Annotated in this window: 17 protein-coding genes; 10 read left to right on the top strand and 7 right to left on the bottom strand. The window is 66.3% G+C overall.

Going from position 1 to position 16,132, the window contains the following annotated elements; genetic code table 11:
* Position 1: 1 nt before the first annotated feature.
* Both ACAG21_RS02265 and secY read right to left on the bottom strand, forming a co-directional pair.
* Positions 2–547, bottom strand: a complete 546-nt coding sequence (locus ACAG21_RS02265; protein ID WP_370494412.1) for an adenylate kinase — start codon at positions 545–547, stop codon at positions 2–4.
* Positions 544–1,869 carry a preprotein translocase subunit SecY gene (gene secY, locus ACAG21_RS02260; RefSeq protein ID WP_370494411.1) on the bottom strand — a complete coding sequence of 442 codons (1,326 nt, stop codon included), beginning with the start codon at positions 1,867–1,869 and terminating at the stop codon, positions 544–546. The genes ACAG21_RS02265 and secY overlap by 4 nt, the downstream gene beginning before the upstream one ends.
* Before the next feature lie 256 nt (positions 1,870–2,125).
* Here secY and ACAG21_RS02255 point away from each other — a divergent pair, with 256 nt between their 5' ends.
* From ACAG21_RS02255 to ACAG21_RS02245, 3 genes are read left to right on the top strand one after another with little or no spacing between them, the layout of a single operon-like run.
* The gene (locus ACAG21_RS02255; protein WP_370494410.1) at positions 2,126–3,037 is read left to right on the top strand and encodes a class I SAM-dependent methyltransferase; all 912 of its coding nucleotides are present in this window, start codon (positions 2,126–2,128) and stop codon (positions 3,035–3,037) included.
* A 10-nt stretch (positions 3,038–3,047) separates the two neighbouring features.
* Positions 3,048–3,971 carry a class I SAM-dependent methyltransferase gene (locus tag ACAG21_RS02250; RefSeq protein WP_370494409.1) on the top strand — a complete coding sequence of 308 codons (924 nt, stop codon included), beginning with the start codon at positions 3,048–3,050 and terminating at the stop codon, positions 3,969–3,971.
* A gap of 2 nt (positions 3,972–3,973) precedes the next feature.
* A complete protein-coding gene (locus ACAG21_RS02245; protein ID WP_370494408.1) occupies positions 3,974–4,906 on the top strand; it encodes a class I SAM-dependent methyltransferase in 933 nt (310 codons plus the stop codon).
* Here the strand turns inward: ACAG21_RS02245 and ACAG21_RS02240 are convergent, their stop codons facing one another.
* On the bottom strand, positions 4,907–5,572 hold the full coding sequence (locus tag ACAG21_RS02240) for a GNAT family N-acetyltransferase (protein WP_370494407.1): 666 nt from the start codon (positions 5,570–5,572) through the stop codon (positions 4,907–4,909).
* Between the two features lie 34 nt (positions 5,573–5,606).
* A complete protein-coding gene (locus ACAG21_RS02235; protein ID WP_370494406.1) occupies positions 5,607–6,980 on the bottom strand; it encodes an FGGY-family carbohydrate kinase in 1,374 nt (457 codons plus the stop codon).
* Between the two features lie 30 nt (positions 6,981–7,010).
* Here ACAG21_RS02235 and ACAG21_RS02230 point away from each other — a divergent pair, with 30 nt between their 5' ends.
* From ACAG21_RS02230 to ACAG21_RS02220, 3 genes are read left to right on the top strand one after another with little or no spacing between them, the layout of a single operon-like run.
* Positions 7,011–7,991, top strand: a complete 981-nt coding sequence (locus ACAG21_RS02230; RefSeq protein WP_370494405.1) for an NAD(P)-dependent oxidoreductase — start codon at positions 7,011–7,013, stop codon at positions 7,989–7,991.
* Complete coding sequence (locus tag ACAG21_RS02225) at positions 7,988–8,644, top strand: L-fuculose-phosphate aldolase (protein WP_370494404.1); 657 nt, start codon at positions 7,988–7,990, stop codon at positions 8,642–8,644. Before ACAG21_RS02230 ends, ACAG21_RS02225 begins: the two co-directional genes overlap by 4 nt.
* Complete coding sequence (locus ACAG21_RS02220; RefSeq protein WP_370494403.1) at positions 8,641–9,567, top strand: MBL fold metallo-hydrolase; 927 nt, start codon at positions 8,641–8,643, stop codon at positions 9,565–9,567. The genes ACAG21_RS02225 and ACAG21_RS02220 overlap by 4 nt, the downstream gene beginning before the upstream one ends.
* On the opposite strand, the gene ACAG21_RS02215 is transcribed toward ACAG21_RS02220, so the two are convergent.
* Positions 9,554–10,780: a cytochrome P450 gene (locus ACAG21_RS02215; RefSeq protein ID WP_370494402.1), complete on the bottom strand. Its 1,227-nt coding sequence runs from the start codon at positions 10,778–10,780 to the stop codon at positions 9,554–9,556. The two genes, ACAG21_RS02220 and ACAG21_RS02215, sit on opposite strands and share 14 nt — an antisense overlap.
* Positions 10,777–11,343, bottom strand: a complete 567-nt coding sequence (locus ACAG21_RS02210) for a TetR/AcrR family transcriptional regulator (RefSeq protein WP_370494401.1) — start codon at positions 11,341–11,343, stop codon at positions 10,777–10,779. The genes ACAG21_RS02215 and ACAG21_RS02210 overlap by 4 nt, the downstream gene beginning before the upstream one ends.
* 154 nt (positions 11,344–11,497) lie before the next feature.
* Here ACAG21_RS02210 and ACAG21_RS02205 point away from each other — a divergent pair, with 154 nt between their 5' ends.
* Entirely contained in the window at positions 11,498–12,532 is a 1,035-nt protein-coding gene (locus tag ACAG21_RS02205; RefSeq protein ID WP_370494400.1) for a dihydrodipicolinate reductase, read from the top strand.
* Here the strand turns inward: ACAG21_RS02205 and ACAG21_RS02200 are convergent.
* On the bottom strand, positions 12,529–13,380 hold the full coding sequence (locus tag ACAG21_RS02200; RefSeq protein WP_370494399.1) for a helix-turn-helix transcriptional regulator: 852 nt from the start codon (positions 13,378–13,380) through the stop codon (positions 12,529–12,531). The genes ACAG21_RS02205 and ACAG21_RS02200 overlap by 4 nt on opposite strands.
* A gap of 75 nt (positions 13,381–13,455) precedes the next feature.
* On the opposite strand from ACAG21_RS02200, the gene ACAG21_RS02195 reads away from it, so the two are divergent.
* The 3 genes from ACAG21_RS02195 (at position 13,456) to ACAG21_RS02185 (ending at position 16,114) form a co-directional block, all read left to right on the top strand.
* Complete coding sequence (locus tag ACAG21_RS02195) at positions 13,456–14,100, top strand: class I SAM-dependent methyltransferase (RefSeq protein ID WP_370494398.1); 645 nt, start codon at positions 13,456–13,458, stop codon at positions 14,098–14,100.
* Between the two features lie 139 nt (positions 14,101–14,239).
* On the top strand, positions 14,240–15,199 hold the full coding sequence (locus tag ACAG21_RS02190) for a class I SAM-dependent methyltransferase (RefSeq protein WP_370494397.1): 960 nt from the start codon (positions 14,240–14,242) through the stop codon (positions 15,197–15,199).
* The gene (locus tag ACAG21_RS02185) at positions 15,200–16,114 is read left to right on the top strand and encodes a class I SAM-dependent methyltransferase (protein WP_370494396.1); all 915 of its coding nucleotides are present in this window, start codon (positions 15,200–15,202) and stop codon (positions 16,112–16,114) included. It begins immediately after the preceding gene.
* Positions 16,115–16,132 lie beyond the last annotated feature (18 nt).

The following is a 16,132-nucleotide window of genomic DNA, read 5'->3' as shown; positions in this document are numbered from 1 at the left end:
ACTACTTGCCCAGCGCTCGCAGCGCGCGCGCGAATACCTCGTCCAACGATCCGATGGCGTCGATCGTCTTGAGTTCGTCGCGGTAGTAATCCAGCAGCGGCGCGGTCTCGTCGTTGTAGACCTTGAACCGGTTGATGATGACGTCCTCGGTGTCGTCGGCGCGGCCACGGCCCTTGAGGCGCTCCAGCAACTCGTCCTCGGACACCCGGAACTCCAGCACCGCGTCGATGTCGGTGCCGCGGCGTTCCAGCATTTCGTGCAGCGCTCTGGCCTGCTCGATCGATCGGGGATATCCGTCCAGGATGAAGCCGTTGGCGGTGTCCGGGTCGTTCAGCCGGTCGTCGACGAGCTGGTTGGTCAGCTCGGAGGGCACCAGGTCGCCCGCGTCCAGATAGCGCTTGGCCTCCAAGCCGAGCTTGGTGCCCTGCCCGATGTTGCTCCGGAACAGGTCCCCGGTGGAGATCTGCGGAATGCCGAGCTTTTCGCTGAGTTTCTCCGACTGTGTGCCCTTACCCGCCCCCGGTGGCCCCAGCAAAACGACTCTCACTTGAGGAACCCTTCGTAGTTGCGCTGCATCAGCTGACTCTCGATCTGTTTGACGGTATCCAACCCGACACCAATCATGATCAGAACCGCCGTACCACCGAATGGCAGATTCTGCACCGTCCCGGCGTTCCCGATCTGCAGGAACAGGTTGGGCAGCACCGCGATCGCACCGAGGTAGATCGAGCCGGGGAGCGTGATCCGGCTCAGCACGAAGCGCAGGTAGTCGGCGGTGGGCTTGCCCGGCCGGATGCCGGGGATGAAGCCGCCGAACTTCTTCATTTCGTCAGCGCGCTCGTCGGGATTGAAGGTGATCGACACGTAGAAGTACGTGAAGAAGATGATCAGCCCGAAGTAGATGCCGATGTAGACCGGATCGCTCGGGTCCGACAGGTAGGTGCCGACGAACTTGTCCCACCAGCTGGTGCCCACGCCCCCGCTGCCGCTGCGGATCAACTGGGTGATCAGGTGTGGGATGTAGATCAGCGACGACGCGAAGATGACGGGGATAACACCGGCCTGGTTGACCTTGAGCGGCAGATACGTCGAGGTGCCCCCGTACATGCGCCGGCCCACCATGCGCTTGGCGTACTGCACCGGGATCCGGCGCTGGCCCTGCTCAACGAAGACCACGCCGACGATGATCAGCAGCGCGGCGAGCAGCACGGCGGTGAAGATCATGCCGCCGCGGCTGTCCAGGATCGTCTTGCCCTCGGACGGAATGCGGGCGGCGATGCCGACGAAGATCAGCAGCGACATGCCGTTGCCGATGCCGCGTTCGGTGATCAGCTCACCCATCCACATCACCAGCGCCGCGCCGCTGGTCATGACGAGCACGATGACGACCAGGGTGAAGATGCTCTGGTCGGCGATGATGTCCAGCGAGCAGCCCTGCAGCAGACCGCCGTTGGCCGCCAGCGCCACGATGCTGGTGGCCTGCAGGATGGCCAGCGCGATCGCCAGATAACGCGTGTACTGCGTCATCTTGGCCTGGCCGGACTGGCCCTCTTTGCGTAATTCCTCGAACCGTGGAATGACGACGGTGAGCAGCTGCACGATGATGCTCGCCGTGATGTAGGGCATCACGCCCACCGCGAACACGGTGAGCTTGAGCAGCGCACCGCCGGAGAACAGGTTGATCAGCGAATAGATCTGCCCGGCTTCGCCGCCGCTGGCCTCTTTAATGCACTGCTGCACATTCGGGAAGTTGACGCCGGGCGATGGCAAAGCGGCGCCGACGCGATACAGCACGACAATGCCGAGCGTGAAGAGGATCTTCCGTCTCAAGTCGACTGTTCGCAGCGACGAGATGAAAGCCGAAAGCACTTCTATCCTCCTGCGCGGCCGGGGGTCTTCCTGCGTTTACGCGCGCTCAACACCCGCAGGCCAGGACGTACGGCGTCACGCGTCAAATCGTGTACGAGACTAACAGCTGGTCGGAGTAGATCCTTAAAAGGGCGTCGTGGAGCCGTACCAAAAGGGCTCAAAAAATTCAGGAAGCGGACAGCATCCAGGCGTAGAGTTTTGGAAGCTCGTTGCATTTGCTAAGTATCAAAGCTGCCGCCGAGGATCGAGGAGCACGATGACACGCACTGACCAAGACAGTTGGGATTTGGCCTCGAGCGTCGGCGCCACGGCCACCATGGTCGCCGCGGCCCGCGCGGTGGCCAGCAACGAGGACAACCCGATCATCAACGATCCATTCGCGGGACCGTTGGTGCGGGCGGTCGGGCTGGACTTCTTCACCCGCGTGGTCGACGGCAAGCTGACCACGGCCGAGACGCCCGAGGGCGGCCTGGGCGACCTGCAGGTCGAGACCGACTCGATCGCGGTGCGAACCCGCTTCTTCGACGACTTCTTTCTGAACGCCGCTCGTGACGGCATCCGCCAGGCGGTGATTCTGGCCGCCGGACTCGACGCGCGCGCCTATCGCCTGTCCTGGCCGGACGGCAGCGTCGTCTACGAGGTAGATCAGCCCCAGGTCATCGAATTCAAGACCACCACGATGTCCAAACTGGGCGCCCTACCGTCTGCCGAGCGACGCACCGTCAGCATCGATCTTCGTGACGACTGGCCAACAGCCTTGCGTAGCAGCGGGTTTGACGTAACCCAGCCGACGTCGTGGAGTGCCGAGGGGTTACTGATGTATCTGCCCCCGGACGCCCAGGACCGGCTCTTCGACAACATCACCTCGCTGTCGGCACCCGGGAGCATGCTGGCCACCGAGTTCCATCCGCCCTCGGAGACGACGATGTCGGAGCGCGCGCAGGAGTTCAACCAGCGCTGGCTCAACCTGGGCTGCGACATCGACCTGTCGCAGTTGTTCTTCGACGGCGATCGCAGCGATGTCGTCGAGTACCTGAGCGCGCACGGGTGGAAGGTGAGCTCGCGGCCACGGCGCGAACTCTTCGCCGACTACGGCCGCGATTTCCATGACAGCGAGGCCCTGTCCCAACTGCGCAACATCGTCTCGGTTACCGCCACCCTCAGTTAGGAGCGCAGGCATGACGAGCACCGACAGCAAGCGATTCGACGGAGACAGCTGGGATTTGGCATCCAGCGTGGGAGCCACCGCCACCGCGGTGGCGGCCCGCCGGGCGATGGCGTCCAAGGGCCCCAATCCGTTGATCGACGATCCCTTCGCCGAGCCGCTGGTCAACGCCGTCGGGGTCGACGCCTTCATCCGGATGATGAACGGCGAGGTCGAGGTCGCCGAGGACGATCCCGCATTCACCGCGCAGCGGCTCAGCGAAGGCATGGCGGTGCGCACCCGGTACTTCGACACCTTTCTCCTCGATGCCGCCGAAGCCGGTGTGCGCCAGGCGGTCATCCTCGCGTCCGGGCTGGACACCCGCGCCTACCGGTTGCCGTGGCCGGACGGAACCGTGCTCTACGAGATCGACCAGCCGCAGGTGATCGAGTTCAAGACCCGCACCTTGACCGACCTCGGTGCGGCCCCGACCACCGAGCGCCGGACGGTGGCGGTGGACCTGCGCGACGACTGGCCGGCGGCGTTGCGCGGCAACGGATTCGACTCGACGCAGCCAACCGCCTGGATCGCCGAAGGCCTGCTCGGGTACCTGCCGCCGGACGCCCAGGATCGCCTGTTCGACAACATCACGGCGCTGTCGGCGCCCGGCAGCCGGATCGGTACCGGCTACGTACCCGACATGCGGGACCGCGTCGAAAAGCGGGGTCGCGAGATGAGCGAACGGTGGCGCCGGATGGGCCTGAACCTGAACTGGTCCGAACTCGTCTACACCGGCGAGCGCAATGACGTGTCGGCCTACCTCACCGAGCGGGGCTGGCAGACGACGGTGCGCAGCACTCCGGAGATGTACGCGCACAACGGTTTTGAGTTTCCCACCGAACCGTCCATGGTCGCGTTCGGCGACATCAGATACTTGTCCGCAACGCTGGGGGATTGAGCGTGGCACGCACCGATCAAGACACCTGGGACCTGGCCTCGAGCGTGGGGGCGACCGCGACCTGGGTCGCCGCTGCCCGCGCAATCGCCAGCAAGCGACCCAACGCCCTGATCGACGACCCATTCGCCGACCCACTGGTGCGGGCGGTGGGGATGGACTTCTTCACCGGCGTGCTCGACGGCGAAATCACCGATGAGAGTGGCGGTATCGCACCCGACGCCGACCTCGACGCGGAGTTCAACCTGGAGCGGATGGTCAACATGATGGCCGTGCGCACCAAGTTCTTCGACGACTTTTTCACCGACGCGACCGCCGCGGGCGTGCGCCAGGCCGTGATCCTCGCCGCGGGCCTCGATTCGCGTGCCTATCGGTTGGATTGGCCCGCGGGCACCGTCGTGTACGAGGTCGATCAACCGGCGGTCGTCGAGTTCAAGTCCACCACGTTGTCGCACTTGGGCGCCGAGCCCACCGCCCAGCGACGCACTGTTGCCGTCGACTTGCGCGAGGACTGGCTGAATGCATTGCGGCACAGCGGTTTCGATGAGACCAAGCCCGCGGCATGGAGCGCCGAGGGCCTGCTGATGTACCTGCCGCCGGACGCGCAGGACCGGCTGTTCGACGCGATCACGACGCTGAGCGCGCCGGGCAGCTGGCTGGCGACCGAATACCATCGCGACAGCAGCATGCCGCTGCTGCAGCGACGCGCCAAGGCGATGGCCGACCGCTGGGGCAAGTTCGGCTTCGACGTCGACGTGTCGACGCTGGTCTACTACGGCGAGCGCACCCCGGCCGCGGAATACCTGGCCGCGCAGGGCTGGTCGGTGTCCACCCGGACCCGCGCCGAGATGTTCGCCGAGGCCGGGCTGTCCGCGCCGGCCGGAGACAGCATGCAATCGCTGCAGAACAGCATCGCCGTCACCGCTGTCCGCGAGTAGTTACTCCGGTTTGGCCGCCGGCGCCCGGACCACCAATGGCACGGCGGGAAAGCACCATGCCAGCTCCGAGCGCGACTTGCGGAGCGCGGCGGTGCCGTAGCCGTGCTTGCGGTGCTCGGGGTGAATCCAGATTCGCACGTTCACCTCGCCGGCGACGAGTTCGCCGAACACCATTCCGACCTTCTCGCCGGAATCGAGCGCGACGAACCAGGCCGCCTCTTCGTCGTCCACCCGCTTGAGCGCGGCACGGATCTCGTCGTCGATGTTCCCGGCAGGGACCCGAGAACCGTCGCCGGCCTCGCCGATTTCCGCGGTGCGCGTTGCGAACAGGTCGCGGTCCTCGGCGGCGGAGAAGGGCCGCAGCTCCAGGCTCTCCCCCGAGCTGGCCGGCCGCTCGCCGAGCGTGAAGCTCAGCTGCTTGTTCAGGTCTTCGAGCTCGGCGAGGATCTTGCGGCGCGAATCGATGGTGAGCTGTTCGAAGCGCATGCCCATCACCGCTTCGGCGGCAGCGTGCGAGGTGTCGAGCAGTTTGACGATCCCCTCGACCGCGACTGCCTTGTTTTCCGACTCCACCACGACGTCAGCTATTTCATGCCGGCGTTCAAGAGCTTTCAGAAGGGCATCCGCGATCTCTCGGCGGGCGGCTTTGCGGTCCTGGTCAGTCATTGCACCAGACTAGAACGCCAACCCGAGTATCGCGCTAGATCCTCGACTCTGATCCGCGCGACGGGTGCTCGCCCAGTTCCAGGAATCGCCGGTAGCGGTCCTGCACCGCGGCTGTCCAGGCGTGATCGGGGTCGACGATGCGCGCGGTGCGGACCCAGCGGGCGGCGTCGGCGATCGACGTTTCCAACCCGGCCGCCATCCGGGCCAGGAAGGCCGCTCCCAGCGCCGCGCCCTCGGCCACCGCGGATACCTCCACCGGACGGCCGGTGGCGTCGGCGATGGCCTGCATCCATGGCTGCAGCCGGGTGCCGCCGCCGGTGGCCACGATGCGCGACACCGGCGCTCCACTGAGCTCGATCAGCTGACGAACGACGAATCCGGACGCTTCGTAGGCGGCTCTGCGCAATGCGGCGGGGCCGTGGGTCAGATCGAGGCCGTCGAGCACGGCGCGGCGGTCCGGGTCGTTAAACGGGGTGCGTTCGCCGCGAATGTAGGGCGACCACACCGGGATCCGGCGCGGATCGATCGTGGGGAAGACGCCGGCGGCGTCGGCGGGTCCGATCACGCGATCCACCCAGCCGAGAAACAGCCCGCCGGCATTGCTGGCGCCGCCGATCTGGCTCTTGGGCGCCTTGGTGTGCGGAATGGTCCACAGCCCCGGCACTTGGCGGGCCTCGGGAACGGTGACCCACACGATCAGGGTGGTTCCGCACATCACCAGCACCTCGCCGTCGCGATCGGCACCGGCCACCATCTGCTCGCACAACGCGTCGACGGCACCCGTGCCGAGCACGGTTCGGGTCCCGGGTAGCTGCCCGGCCGCCGCGCCGATCGTCTCCACCCGCGGCAGCTGCGCGGGGGCGGCGCCGCGTTCGGCGCAGGCGGCCTGATTCCAGCCGGTGCCGTCGAAGAGGGGATACGTGGTGGCCGCGGTGGCGAAGTCGATCACCGCCTCGCCGGCCAGCGCGTGGTTGGCCACCGCCGGCGCCGGCCAGTACCCGGCCGCCCCGGGAGCTTCGGCGGCCGTCCAGCGCAGGAACTCGGCGGCTTCCCCCAGCGCGGGAAGCGATTGATCGCCGTCGACCCGGCCACGCTCGTCGCCGTAGAGCAGCCCCGGGGTGAACGGCCGGCCCGCGGCATCCACGGCGGTCAGCGAGGGAACCATCGCCGAAACGGCCACCGCACGGGGCTCGGGCCCGGGAGCCAACTGCCGCACCTGTTCGAGGGCGGCCACCGGGCCGCGCCGCCACGCCTCGTCGGCGTCGTGCTCGAGCCGGTTGGGCGCCGGCACCCGAACGTGATGGGGAATGCGCACTCGCGCCGTCACGCGGCCGTCGGCGTCGGCGGCGACCGCTTTGACCGCCGTTGTCCCGATGTCGATGCCGATTGTGACGCCGTTGCGTGACACGGGCGCCACCGTACGCCAGCATTGGCATTCGTGACATCAAGACCGCGTGCCCTGGTGACGGCGCCGCTGCGCGGTCCGGGGTTCGCCAAACTCCGCCAGCTGGCCGATGTGGTGTACGACCCCTGGATCGAGGCGGCCCCGCTGCGGATCTACGGCCCCGAGCAGTTGGCCGAACGGATCACCGCCGAAGCCGCCGACGTCGTTGTGGTGGAGAGCGACTCGGTGCGCGGACCGGTGTTGGACGTGGGTCTGCGTGCGATCGCATCCACCCGCGGCGACCCCAACAATGTCGACATCGCCGGAGCCACCGCGGCGGGCATCCCGGTGCTCAATACGCCGGCCCGCAACGCCGATGCGGTCGCCGAGATCGCGGTCGCCCTGCTGTTTTCCGCCACCCGCCACGTGCTGACCGCTGACTCGGATGTGCGCAGCGGCAACATGTTTCGCGATGGCAGCATCCCCTATCAGCGCTTCCGGGGGTGGGAGATCGCGGGGCGCACCGCCGGGCTGGTGGGGCTTGGCGCCGTCGGCCGGGCGCTGCGATGGCGGTTGACGGGGCTGGGCATGCGGGTCATCGCGCACGACCCGTATCACGACGAGGCCCGGCACAGCCTCGATGAACTGCTGAGCGAGGCCGACGTCATCTCGTTGCACGCGCCGGTCACCGACGACACCACCGGGATGATCGGCGCGAAGGAATTCGCCGCGATGCGCGACGGCGTGGTTTTCCTCAACACCGCCCGCGCGCAACTGCACGACACCGACGCGCTCGTCGACGCGCTGCGCAGCGGCAAGGTGGCCGCGGCGGGCCTGGACCATTTCGTGGGCGAGTTTCTGGCGACGGACCATCCGCTGGTCGGTATGCCCAATGTCGTGCTGACACCGCACATCGGCGGAGCCACCTGGGACACTGAGGCACGGCAGGCGCAGATGGTCGCCGACGATCTGGAAGCGTTGCTATCCGGCAACACGCCCGCCCATATCGTCAACCCGGAGGTACTGGGGTCATGAAGTTCGTCGACAACCCGGAAACCGCGGTGCTGGACGCGGCCAAAGACATGCTGCGTCGCGGGCTCGTCGAGGGAACCGCCGGCAACATCTCGGCACGACGCCGCGACGGCAACATCGTGATCACCCCCTCGTCGGTCGACTATCGGGACATGGAGCTCGACGACTTGGTACTGATCGACGCGCACGGTGCCGTGCAGCACGCAAAAGACGGCCGGGCGCCGTCGTCGGAAATGCAACTGCACCTGGCGGCCTATCACGCATACGACGACATCGGCAGCGTCATCCATAGTCATCCGGTGTGGGCGACCATGTTCGCGATCGCGCATGAGCCGATTCCGGCTTGCATCGACGAATTCGCGGTCTACGTCGGCGGCGACGTTCGGTGCGCCGACTACGCCGCGTCCGGAACCCCCGACGTCGGAGTCAACGCGGTCAAGGCACTGGAAGGCCGCGGCGCCGCGCTGATCGCCAACCACGGCCTGGTCGCGGTGGGGCCACGCCCGGACAAGGCCCTGCACATCACCGCCCTCGTCGAGCGCACCGCTCAAATCGTCTGGGGTGCAAGGGCTCTCGGCGGACCGGTGCCGATTCCCGAAGATGTCAATCGCAACTTCGCCGGTGTCTACGGCTACCTGCGCGCCAATCCCCGATGAGCCGCGTGCAGCTCGGCCGCGCCTGCGTGACGCGCATCGTGGAATTCCAGTTCGAGTTGGGCACAAAGTCTTTCACACAAACCCCGCGTGACGGTTGGCACGACAATGCCGATCTGCTGGTGCCCGACTTCTTCGACCCCGACACCGAGAAATGGCGCATCGCGGTGCAAAGCTGGGTCGTCGAGGTCGACGGGCTGACCGTCGTGGTGGACACCGGCGTCGGCAACGACCGTCAGCGCCCACACATGCCGCCGCTGGATCAGTTGGACACCGCCTTCCTCACCGCCTGGGAGTCAGCCGGCATCGACCGCGCCGCGGTGGACGTGGTGATCAATACCCACATTCACTCCGACCACGTCGGGTGGAACACGATGCTCGACGGCGACGTGTGGGTACCGACGTTCCCCAACGCCCGATACCTCGCGCCCGCAGCCGATTACCGTTACTTCGCCCCCGACGGACCAGTGGCGCGGCGATCGCCGCGCACCGAGCAGGAGGCGATCCAGCAGCGCGGGGATCAGCTGGTGTTCGCCGACAGTGTGCTGCCCGTCGACGAGGCCGGACAGCTCGTCTGTTGGTCGCAGGACTATCTCGTCAGCCCGTCACTGCGGCTGCGGGCGGCCCCGGGACACACACCGGGCTCCTCGGTGCTGTGGCTGGATGCGGGGGTCCCCACAGTGTTCGTCGGCGACATCACGCACAGCCCGCTGCAGGTGCGCCGTCCCGCAGACCCCTGCGCGTTCGACGTGGACGCCGCCGCTGCCGCGGCGACCCGGCACCGGATCTTCACCGAGGCCGCGCAGGCACACGCCACCGTGATCCCCGCGCACTATCCCGGCCACGGCGGCGCGTCGCTGCGCGCCGTCGACGACGGATTCGAAGTCGACGAGTGGTTGGAGATCGAAAAGCTCAGCCGAGGGTGACCGGCAACGAGTCGTAAACGGTCATGTTGTTGCAGAGATCAGGCAGCGTCATCGTCGGTTCCCCGGTTTCGATCACGTCGGCGTTCAACAGGATCTCGTCCAGCGCGGCCCTGATTTCCGCGCGGGCAAGCATCGCGCCCAGGCAATGATGGGCGCCGCCGCCGCCGAATGACTGATGGGGATTGGGATCACGGCGAAGGTCGAATCGGTGCGGGTCCTCGAATACGTCCTCGTCACGATTGGCCGACCGCAACATCGTCACGACGCGCGCGCCCGCGGGGACAAGCGTGTCACCGAGGATCACGTCCCGCGTTGCACCGCGTACCCAGAAGATGATGGGCGTGGAATACCGGAGCACCTCTTCGACGGCGCTGGCCCGCGCGTCGGGTTCGGATCGGTAGACGTCGATCTGTTCCGGGTTGGCGACGAAGGCCCGAATTCCGTCACACAACGCGTTGCGAGTGGTGTCGGCGCCGGCCAACCCGAGAACGAAGAAGAAGATCTCCAGTTCATTAGAAGGCAGCAGGAAACTCTCGGTCGAGTCCGCGGAGATCTCCGTGGTACACAGCGCACTCCAGATGTCATCGACGGGATGTTCGCGCTTAGCCGCCGTCAGCGTGCTCGCGTACTGAAACAACTCGATGAAGGGCAACACGTCGTCGCCATCGGGCATGGCGAGCTGCGCACCGGCGGTCTTCAATACCTGCTCGATCAGATCGAACACGTGCGGCCGATCGGCCTCGGGGATCCCGACGATGTCGCCGATCACCGAGATCGGCAGTCCGGCAGCCAGATCCACGAACTCGCCCCCACCGGATTCCAGCAGGGCACCGGCCATCTGTTTGGCCCGCTGGCGAATTCCGTCTTCCAGCTTCGCCACCGCGCGCGGAGTGAATGCGCGCGAGATGACCTTGCGACGGATGGTGTGATCCGGTGGGTCCATACTCACGATGGCCGGATAAGCGTCGAACAGCGGCACGTCCTGAATCAACGGTCCGCCGGTCGCTGTGAACGACTCATGGTCGCGGTGCACTCGCGCCACGTCGGCGTGCTTCGTGCACACCCAGAACTCGCGACCCACAGCGGATTTCACGGCACTGGTTAGCGTCTGGTGAAACACCGGTGTGCGGGCACGCAACGCTTCGAACAGTTCGTCGGGAAACCGCGACGCCCAGATCCCCGGTTCGGCCAGGTCGATCGTAGTATCGGTCACGATGCGGTCTCCCCTATCTCGGTGCGCAAACCGTTGAGGATCAGCCGCAACCCGTAGGCGAACACCCGCTCGCTCGGCCGGCCGGCCGCGGCGTCGGCGTGTCGGATGTGGGCGAGCTGCACCGAACCCAGCAGGTGGATGTACAACGCGGCGTGCGCCGCTTCGAAATCGTCTGCCCGCAAACCGGATTCACCCAGGATGCTGCGCGAGGCGCGATCCATCTCTGTGGCCGCGGCGGTGTGCGGATACTCCTGCAGTAAGGCCGCGATCCCGGGCACCTCCAGCAACACCTTCCACGCGTTGGTGTACAGCCTGATCAAACGCGCCTCCCAGTCGCCGTGGCGCGGCACCTGGATCTGGGCGAGCACCGTTTCGATCACCAGATCGAGCAACTCGCGCTTGTCGCGGACGTGGTAGTAGACCGATGAGGCTGCCGTACCCGCCTCGGCCGCGAGTTCGCGCATCGTGACCCGGTTGACGCCGACGCGCTTGGCCAGTCGCAGCAGGTGCTTGGTCAGGTGCGCCCGATCCAGCGCCCCATAGCGAAGCACCGGTGCATTCACCACGGTTTCCTCCACCATTTCGCCCCATCGCGGTTCGAACAGTGTTCTGATTAGAACAGTGTTCGAGTCGGGTGTCAACGCCGGCCCGGACTTCGTGGGTGCGTTAACTTTTTGTTGGCAATAGACACGCCACCTCGGCAGGCTAAGGAACACGATGGACCGATACCGAGTAGTTCAGTGGTCGACCGGGAACATCGGTAAGCGAGCACTCGGTGCCCTGATCGATCGCGCCGATTTCGAGGTGGTCGGCGTTCACGCGTTCGGGTCCGACAAAGTCGGTTGTGACGCAGGAGTTCTCGCCGAGCGTCCCCCGATCGGTGTGGCCGCGACCGACGATGTCGACGCGTTGATCGAGCTGGCACCGGATTGCGTGAACTACATGCCGCGCGCCATCGACTTCGAATTGGTGGACAGGCTGCTGCGCAGCGGAATCAACGTGGTGACCACGGGAGACTTCCTGACCGGTTCACACCACCCAATCCAGCGTGCGGCGCTGCGGGAGGCAGCGCTTCATGGCGGCGCGACGTTCCTGGGAACGGGATTCGAGCCGGGGTTCATCAACGTCGTCGCCGGCTTCCTTACGGGCGCGTGCCGAAAAGTGCACAGCGTCAAGCTTGTTGAAACGTTGGACTGCACCACTTATCCCGTCCAAGACGTATGGAAAGTGCTCGGCTTCGGCAAGCCGCCCCGAGAGCCGGTGACGCATCTCGACCCGTCGGCACAACGCTACGGGCTCGGCTACTTCGAGACGCTCGACATGATCGCCACCATGCTCGGCGTCGAACTCGACTCCAAAGAAGCATTCGTCGAGCCCGCGGTGCTGACCCGGGATCTGGATCTGGGGTGGGTCCGGTACGCCGCCGGCACCGCCGGGGGCCAGCGCCGCACCTATCGCGGTCTGCGCAACGGCCGCCCCGCAATCGAGTTGGCAATCTGCTGGACGATGAGCAGCGACGCGCTGGATCCGCAATGGGAAGACCCCGAGGGTTTCAGTGTGGTTATCGACGGCGAACCCTACGTCGACGCGACGATCCGGTTCGGCCATCCGGGCCAGGATGCGATGACGGTGTTGATGGACAGCACCGCGGTCGCGGCGGTCAACGCCATCCCCTTCCTCTGCGACGCGGCCCCTGGCATCATCACCCCAATTGATCTGCCGATCATGGGATCTCACGGCGCAATGGCCTAGGCAGCGCGGCGGCGCCAGTCCCGCGGCGGCATGCCGTGCTCCCTGGTGAACTGCCGGCTGAAGTAGCCGGGATCGAAAACGCCAACCCGCCGAGCGATCTCGGCAACCGGAAGATCTGTCTCCTCCAGCAAGGTGCGCGCTTGCGCCATCCGGCGTTCGATGATCCACTCACCCACCGTGCGTCCGGTGCGGCGACGCACCGCCGTGGTGAGATGCCCCGGCGTGATGCCGAGTTCAGCGGCCACGTCGCGCAGCGACAACGCCTCGCCCTGACGGCGGTCGATCACCGCGAACACGTCAGCCAGCAGCGGCTCGCCGCTGCGCTTGAGATCGGCCACCACATCGCGGGCCAGCCGCGCGAGCTCGATCAGCAGTAGCGTCAAGTGCGCCAGGGCCGCCTGTCGATAGCCATCCTGCCGGGCAGTGAGTTCGGCTTCGATCGATTCGATTGCGTTGTCCCACATGGGCCGTCGGTCCTGAGGTATCTCCAGGCGCAATACCCCACCGGAAAATCCGTGCAGAAACGGGAAGAGCAGCGGATGCCGCTGCCAGGCCGGCCACGGCGAGCGGCCGTCCTCACCGAGCGCGACGGGATCGAAGAACACCGCGACGCCGCCATCTAAGTCTTCGAACCGCGCCGGGTCGAGCACCTCGCCGGCAGCTGCCACGTACGCCAGGCCCGTCGCGGGGACGTACCACAACGCCGGGAAGTCGTGAATGTGACGGCCCCGCTCACCGAGGTCGCCCATGCGGCGGTGCAGCGACACCGGAGACATGTCCGGATCGGTGCGATATTGATAGATCGGCACACCGGCTCGGTGGCCGACCAGTCGGGGTGCCCGCGTCATGATTGCAAAATATAGTCCTACTTTTGGCAAAGATCACCCAATTATGCAGTGGCCTAACCGTCCACTATGGGCAACATGACTAAACATCATTCACATGACTACCTGCCCGCCACGGGTCACGCTGCTTTTCTGCCCGCGTACGACGTGATCGCCCGGCTCATGGGCCTCAACAGCGTCTACCAGCGCCTCATCACCCAAGCCGAGATCGCCGATGGTCAGTGCGTCCTGGAGATAGGCTGCGGCACAGGAAATCTCGCGATTCGCGCCAAGCGCGCCCAGCCTGCGGCCGACGTGATCGGTTGCGACCCGGACCCGCGCATCTTGGCAGTCGCGAAGCGAAAGGCGGCCCGATTGACCGGCATTCGGTTCGAACAGGGCTACGCCGAACGACTGCCTTACGCCGACGGCGAATTCGACCGGGTCTTGTCGTCGATGATGCTGCATCACATCAACGACGACGCGAAGCCTGCCGCGGCAGCCGAAATATTTCGGGTGCTGCGTCCGGGCGGGAGGCTGCACCTGGTCGACATCGGCGGCGAGGAGACCAGCGGCGGCTTGCTGGCACGGCTCATCCGGCACAACCCGCACGCCGCCGGCAGCCTCGGGAACGCGGTGCCCAGACTGCTGCGCGCGGCAGGATTCGACTGCACCGAACTCGCCACCACGCGGCAACGCATCGTCGGCCAACTCACCTTTTACCAGGCCGTCCGGCCCGCTTAGCCCAAGTCGACGGGCGTTGGGGTACGCCATTGGTCGAGGTTGCCCCGAATCGCCGGAAGCGTACAGTGGTGGAAGCTTGTTATATCAGCTAAGTATTAGCGAAGGTAAGCTAAATACATCCTATTGAGGGGACACCTAGATGACTTCTTCCACCAGATACGAGGGCGATACCTGGGACTTGGCGTCCAGCGTAGGGGTCACGGCCACGATGGTCGCCGCAGCACGCGCGATCGCATCGCGCGCCGAACGCCCGCTGATCAACGACCCGTTCGCCGAACCGCTGGTCAAGGCTGTCGGCGTGGACCTGCTCTCCCGGCTGGCCAGCGGCGAACTGGACCCGGCCGAGCTGAACGACGTCCACGACGGCGCGGCGGGATCGGCCGGGGCGATGTCGCGGATGGCCGACAACATGGCCGTGCGCACCAAGTTCTTCGACGAGTTCTTCACCGATGCCACGACGGCTGGTATCAAGCAGGTTGTGATCCTGGCGTCCGGCCTCGACTCGCGGGCCTACCGGCTGGCATGGCCCGCCGGCACGGTGGTCTACGAGGTGGACCAGCCGCAGGTCATCGAATTCAAGACCAAGGCGTTGGCCGACCTGGGCGCCACACCGACGGCCGATCGCCGGGTGGTGGCTATCGATCTGCGCGACGACTGGCCCACCGCGCTGCGCACCGCCGGCTTCGACCCGGCCCAGCCGGCGGCATGGAGCGCCGAGGGCCTGCTCGGCTACCTGCCGCCCGAGGCCCAGGACCGGCTGCTGGACACCATCACCGCACTGAGCGCGCCGGGCAGCCGGCTGGCCACCGAGAGCGCGCCCAACCCGGAGCCCGGTGAAGTGGACAAGATGCGCGAGCGCATGCAGACCATCGCCGAACGTTGGCGTGCCCACGGGTTCGACCTGGACATGGCGGGTCTGGTCTACCTCGGCGACCGCAACGAGGCGGTCGCATACCTCGCCGAACGCGGTTGGCGCCTGCAGAGCAGCAGCATCCGGGAGTTGTTCGCCGACAACGGCTTCGAACCGCTCGAAGACGACGACATGCGGATGGGCGAGATGCTCTACACCAGCGGCACCCTGGAAAAGAAAGTGAAATAGATGAGCACTGAGTCAGGACGTACCGACGGCGACACCTGGGACCTGGCCAACAGCGTGGGAGCGACGGCCACCATGGTCGCCGCGTCCCGCGCCGTGGCGTCACAGGGACCCGACGCGCTCCTTGACGACCCCTACGCGGATCCGCTGGTGCGGGCCGTCGGGCTGGACGTCTTCGTCCGCGTCATCGACGGCAAGATCGATTTCGAGGACGACGCGCTGCTCAACCGCCAGGCACGGATCCATCAGATGACGGTGCGCACCAGGTTCTTCGACGACTTCTTCACCAGCGCAACCGAAGACGGTGTGCGGCAGGCGGTGATCCTGGCGTCGGGTCTGGACACCAGGGCCTATCGGCTGCCGTGGCCGGCCGGCACGGTGGTCTACGAGATCGACCAGCCCCAGGTCATCGCGTTCAAGACCGACACCCTGGCCGGTATCGGCGCCGAGCCGAGCGCGCAACGCCGTACCGTCGCGATCGACCTGCGCGACGACTGGCCTGCGGCGCTGCGGGCGGCCGGCTTCGACGTCACGCAGCCGACCGCCTGGAGTGCGGAAGGGCTGCTGCCCTACCTGCCGCCGGAGGCCCAGGACCGGTTGTTCGACCACATCACCGCGCTGAGTGCGCCGGGCAGCCGGGTCGCCACCGAGCATGTGCCCGACCCCAACGCGTTCACCAACGAGCGCTTGCAGCAGATCAGCGACCGGTGGCGCAGCTTCGGGTTCAACCTGAACGCGGCCGATCTGTTCTACCAGGGCGAGCGAAGCGTCGTGGTGGACTATCTGAGCACGCACGGCTGGCAGGTGCAGGCGCATTCCGCCAAGGAGCTGTATGCGCGCAACGGGTTTGAGTTTCCGTCCGACGAGATGACGGCCGCCTTCGGCGACATGAGCTATGTGGCCGCGACGCTGAAGTAGGGCTTGGTTAGGGTCGTC

This window comes from Mycobacterium sp. pR1184 (assembly GCF_041287235.1).
Classification (GTDB): domain Bacteria; phylum Actinomycetota; class Actinomycetes; order Mycobacteriales; family Mycobacteriaceae; genus Mycobacterium.
Note: the sequence above shows the minus strand (reverse complement) of the source record. Positions and strands in the feature narration are given on the sequence as shown.

What these genes read in the sequence shown, in the direction of transcription:
- ACAG21_RS02190 (WP_370494397.1), top strand. Translation starts at nt 14,240, where the DNA reads ATGACTTCTTCCACCAGATACGAGGGCGATACCTGGGACTTGGCGTCC.
- ACAG21_RS02240 (WP_370494407.1), bottom strand. Translation starts at nt 5,572, where the DNA reads ATGACTGACCAGGACCGCAAAGCCGCCCGCCGAGAGATCGCGGATGCC.
- ACAG21_RS02255 (WP_370494410.1), top strand. Translation starts at nt 2,126, where the DNA reads ATGACACGCACTGACCAAGACAGTTGGGATTTGGCCTCGAGCGTCGGC.
- ACAG21_RS02185 (WP_370494396.1), top strand. Translation starts at nt 15,200, where the DNA reads ATGAGCACTGAGTCAGGACGTACCGACGGCGACACCTGGGACCTGGCC.
- ACAG21_RS02195 (WP_370494398.1), top strand. Translation starts at nt 13,456, where the DNA reads ATGACTAAACATCATTCACATGACTACCTGCCCGCCACGGGTCACGCT.
- ACAG21_RS02225 (WP_370494404.1), top strand. Translation starts at nt 7,988, where the DNA reads ATGAAGTTCGTCGACAACCCGGAAACCGCGGTGCTGGACGCGGCCAAA.
- ACAG21_RS02200 (WP_370494399.1), bottom strand. Translation starts at nt 13,380, where the DNA reads ATGACGCGGGCACCCCGACTGGTCGGCCACCGAGCCGGTGTGCCGATC.
- ACAG21_RS02250 (WP_370494409.1), top strand. Translation starts at nt 3,048, where the DNA reads ATGACGAGCACCGACAGCAAGCGATTCGACGGAGACAGCTGGGATTTG.
- ACAG21_RS02205 (WP_370494400.1), top strand. Translation starts at nt 11,498, where the DNA reads ATGGACCGATACCGAGTAGTTCAGTGGTCGACCGGGAACATCGGTAAG.
- ACAG21_RS02220 (WP_370494403.1), top strand. Translation starts at nt 8,641, where the DNA reads ATGAGCCGCGTGCAGCTCGGCCGCGCCTGCGTGACGCGCATCGTGGAA.